We start from the raw sequence: 3,606 nt of genomic DNA, 5'->3' as shown, positions 1-3,606 counted from the left end.
TCTTCGTCAAGGGCGAGGTCATCAAGACCGTCCCCGAGTCGAAGATCGTCGAGACCCTCATCGAAGAGGCGATGAAGATCGCCGAGCAGATGGAGAAGGACGGCGTCGCCTCCGGCGTGCCGGTCGTCGACGCGGTCGGCGAGCCCGAGGTCTCCGTCAGCTGATCTCTCCGCAACGCTACAAAACGGAGCCCCGCCCCCCGGCAGGGCTCCGTTCCGTATTGCGGCGGCCCGCAGGAGCGACCGGTAGAGTGCGGAGATCAGAAGACCGTACGGTGAGGCCCCTCACGTGTTGACTCAGACCACTACCCGGGTCCTCGACCCCGGCGAACTCGGCGCCGCGCTCGCGATCCTCGAAAGCGAACCCGTCGCCAACGCCTTCGTGACCTCGCGCGTCCAGGCCGCGGGTCTCGACCCGTGGCGCCTCGGCGGCGAGATGTGGGGCTGGTACGCCGACGGCCGGCTCCGCTCGCTGTGCTACTCCGGCGCCAATCTCGTCCCGATCTGCGCGACCCCCGAAGCGGTACGGGCCTTCGCCGACCGCGCCCGCAGGGCCGGCCGCCGCTGCTCCTCGATCGTCGGCCCCGCCGAGGCCACCCAGCAGCTCTGGCGCCTCCTCGAACCCAGCTGGGGCCCGGCCCGCGACGTACGCCCGCGCCAGCCGCTCATGGTCACCGAGCAGCCCTCGCCCGACGTCCGCCCCGACCTCCGCGTCCGGCGCATCCGCAAGGCCGAGATGGACATGATCATGCCCGCGTGCGTGGCCATGTTCACCGAGGAGGTCGGCGTCTCGCCGCTCGCCGGCGACGGCGGGCTGCTCTACCAGGCGCGCGTCGCCGAACTCATCGCCGCGGGACGGTCGTTCGCCCGTATCGAGGACGGCAAGGTCGTCTTCAAGGCGGAGATCGGCGCCGCGACCTCTCAGGCCTGCCAGATCCAGGGCGTCTGGGTGGCGCCCGAGTTCCGTGGCCAGGGACTGTCCGAGACGGGCATGGCGGCCGTGCTGCGCTACGCGCTGGCCGATGTCGCGCCCGTCGTCAGCCTGTACGTGAACGACTTCAACACGGCGGCCCGCGCCGCCTACCGACGGGTCGGCTTCCGCGAGGTTGGCGCGTTTATGAGCGTGTTGTTCTGACGTTGCCTCGAAGTAGGGTGCGCTGCATGGCACCTCTTTCCGGGGGCGAACCCCAGACCCCCGCCGTAGTGGTCGCGCCGGTCGATCTCGCCGCGCGCGTGGACGAGGCGCTCGCCGTGCAGGCCCTCGCCTTCGGGCTCACCGCCGACGAGATCGGTGTACGCCGTCACATCGTGCTGCGGCATCTGCTGAACCCCGGCGCGCGGGCGCTCGGCGCCATGACGCCCGACGGACGGCTCGTCGGCTTCGTCTACGGGATGCCCAACGACCGTACGCACTGGTGGTCCACGGTCGTTGAGCCGTATCTGCGCCGCGCCGACAACGACGCCTGGCTCGACGACTCGTTCGTCATCACCGAACTCCACGTCGACCCCGCCCACCAGGCACGCGGCATCGGCCGCGAGCTGATCACCACCATCACGGACGCCGCGGAGCAGCCCCGGTCCATCCTCTCCGCGATCGACATCGAGAGCCCGGCCCGCGGCCTCTACCGGGCGTTGGGCTACGTCGACCTGGCGCGCCAGGTCCACTTCCCGAGCGCCCCGAGGCCCTACGCCGTGATGGGCGCGCCGCTCCCGCTGCGACGTAACGGCCAGTAACGGATTTCCCGTGTCTGTGCCGCCCCGGCTAACCTCCTAGCCATCACACTTTTCTTCGCAGGAGTTCACCATGGCCCAGGTCCAGCGCATGTCCCGTCTGATGGTCAAGACACTGCGTGACGACCCGGCGGACGCCGAGACGCTCAGCCACAAGCTGCTGGTGCGCGCAGGCTACGTCCGCCGGAACGCGGCGGGGATCTGGACCTGGCTCCCGCTGGGCAAGAAGGTCCTCGACAACATCTCGCGCGTCGTCCGCGAGGAGATGGACGAGATCGGCGCCCAGGAGGTGCTGCTGCCCGCGCTCCTGCCCAAGGAGGCGTACGAGGCGAGCGGCCGGTGGGAGGAGTACGGCGACCTGCTGTTCCGCCTCAAGGACCGCAAGGGCGCCGACTACCTCCTGGGCCCGACGCACGAAGAGATCTTCACGCAGACGGTCAAGGACCAGTGCACGTCCTACAAGGACCTGCCGGTGATGCTCTACCAGATCCAGACGAAGTACCGCGACGAGGCGCGTCCGCGCTCCGGCGTGCTGCGCGGCCGCGAGTTCCAGATGAAGGACTCGTACTCCTTCGACACGACGGACGAGGGCCTCGCCGAGTCGTACGCGCTGCACCGCGCCGCGTACCAGAAGATCTTCGCGCGCCTCGGCCTCGACTTCCGCATCGTCTCCGCCGTGTCCGGCGCGATGGGCGGCTCGGCGTCCGAGGAGTTCCTGGCCCCGGCCGCGGCCGGCGAGGACACTTTCGTGGACTGCCCCGCGTGCGACTACGCCGCCAACACGGAGGCCGTCACGTTCAGCGCCGAGGCCGTCGCCGCCGCGTACGACGGCTCGGAGCACGGCCCGGTCGTGGAGCTGGACACCCCCGACACCCCGACGATCGAGACCCTCGCCGACCACCTGGGCGTACCGGCGTCGGCGACCCTCAAGAACCTGCTGGTGAAGGTCGACGGCGAGATCGTCGCCGTCGGCATCCCCGGCGACCGTGAGGTCGACCTGGGCAAGCTCGGCGAGCACCTGGCGCCCGCCGTGGTCGAGCTGGTCACGGCCGAGGACTTCGTGGGCCGCCCCGATCTCGTACGCGGCTACGTCGGCCCGCAGGGCCTGGAGAAGGTCCGCTACATCGCCGACCCGCGCGTCGCCGCCGGCACCGCCTGGATCACCGGCGCGAACAAGCAGGACAAGCACGCGAAGAACGTCGTCGCCGGCCGTGACTTCGAGGTCGACGACTACCTGGACGTCGTGGTCGTCCAGGAGGGCGACCCCTGCCCGAAGTGCGGCACCGGCCTCAAGCTGGACCGCGCGATCGAGATCGGCCACATCTTCCAGCTCGGCCGCAAGTACGCCGACACCTTCCAGCTCGACGTGCTCGGCCAGCAGGGCAAGCCGGTCCGCGTGACCATGGGCTCGTACGGCATCGGCGTCTCGCGCGCCGTCGCCGCGCTCGCCGAGCAGTCCGCCGACGAGAAGGGCCTGTGCTGGCCCGCCGAGATCGCCCCGGCCGACGTGCACGTCGTCGCCGCGGGCAAGGCGCTCCAGACCGAGCTGGCCGTCGAGGTGGCGGACAAGCTGGGCGCGGCGGGTCTGCGGGTGCTGGTCGACGAGCGCCCGGGTGTCTCGCCGGGTGTGAAGTTCACCGACGCGGAGCTCATCGGCGTACCGAAGATCCTGGTGGCGGGCCGCCGCAGCGCCGAGGGCGTCGTGGAGCTGAAGGACCGCCGCACGGGCGAGCGCGAGGAGCTGACGGTCGACGAGGCGATCGCCCGCCTGACCGCCTGACGCAGGCACTGACCGCAAGCACGAGGGGCCCCGCGCGATCGCGCGGGGCCCCACGTGGTTGGGGGGGGGGTGCGGAGCGCGGCGTGCGCCCGCCGG

General features: G+C 70.9%; 3 protein-coding genes and 1 pseudogene. All 4 read left to right on the top strand.

Going from position 1 to position 3,606, the window contains the following annotated elements:
* Positions 1-164: pseudogene (locus ACWIHY_RS31895) on the top strand (flavodoxin-dependent (E)-4-hydroxy-3-methylbut-2-enyl-diphosphate synthase); the annotation flags it as partial.
* Between the two features lie 124 nt (positions 165-288).
* Positions 289-1,134: a GNAT family N-acetyltransferase gene (locus tag ACWIHY_RS31890; protein ID WP_454379603.1), complete on the top strand. Its 846-nt coding sequence runs from the start codon at positions 289-291 to the stop codon at positions 1,132-1,134.
* 26 nt (positions 1,135-1,160) lie between these two features.
* Positions 1,161-1,733, top strand: coding sequence for a GNAT family N-acetyltransferase (locus ACWIHY_RS31885; RefSeq protein ID WP_454379601.1), 573 nt, complete (start codon positions 1,161-1,163; stop codon positions 1,731-1,733).
* A gap of 70 nt (positions 1,734-1,803) precedes the next feature.
* Complete coding sequence (locus ACWIHY_RS31880) at positions 1,804-3,510, top strand: proline--tRNA ligase (protein ID WP_454379599.1); 1,707 nt, start codon at positions 1,804-1,806, stop codon at positions 3,508-3,510.
* Positions 3,511-3,606 lie beyond the last annotated feature (96 nt).

The organism is Streptomyces sp. NPDC055287, from assembly GCF_053646035.1.
This window is presented reverse-complemented; position numbering and strand designations above follow the sequence as displayed.

Bases quoted from the DNA above. Each gene is read 5' to 3' on its own strand.
- ACWIHY_RS31880 (WP_454379599.1), top strand. From the start codon at position 1,804: ATGGCCCAGGTCCAGCGCATGTCCCGTCTGATGGTCAAGACACTGCGT.
- ACWIHY_RS31885 (WP_454379601.1), top strand. From the start codon at position 1,161: ATGGCACCTCTTTCCGGGGGCGAACCCCAGACCCCCGCCGTAGTGGTC.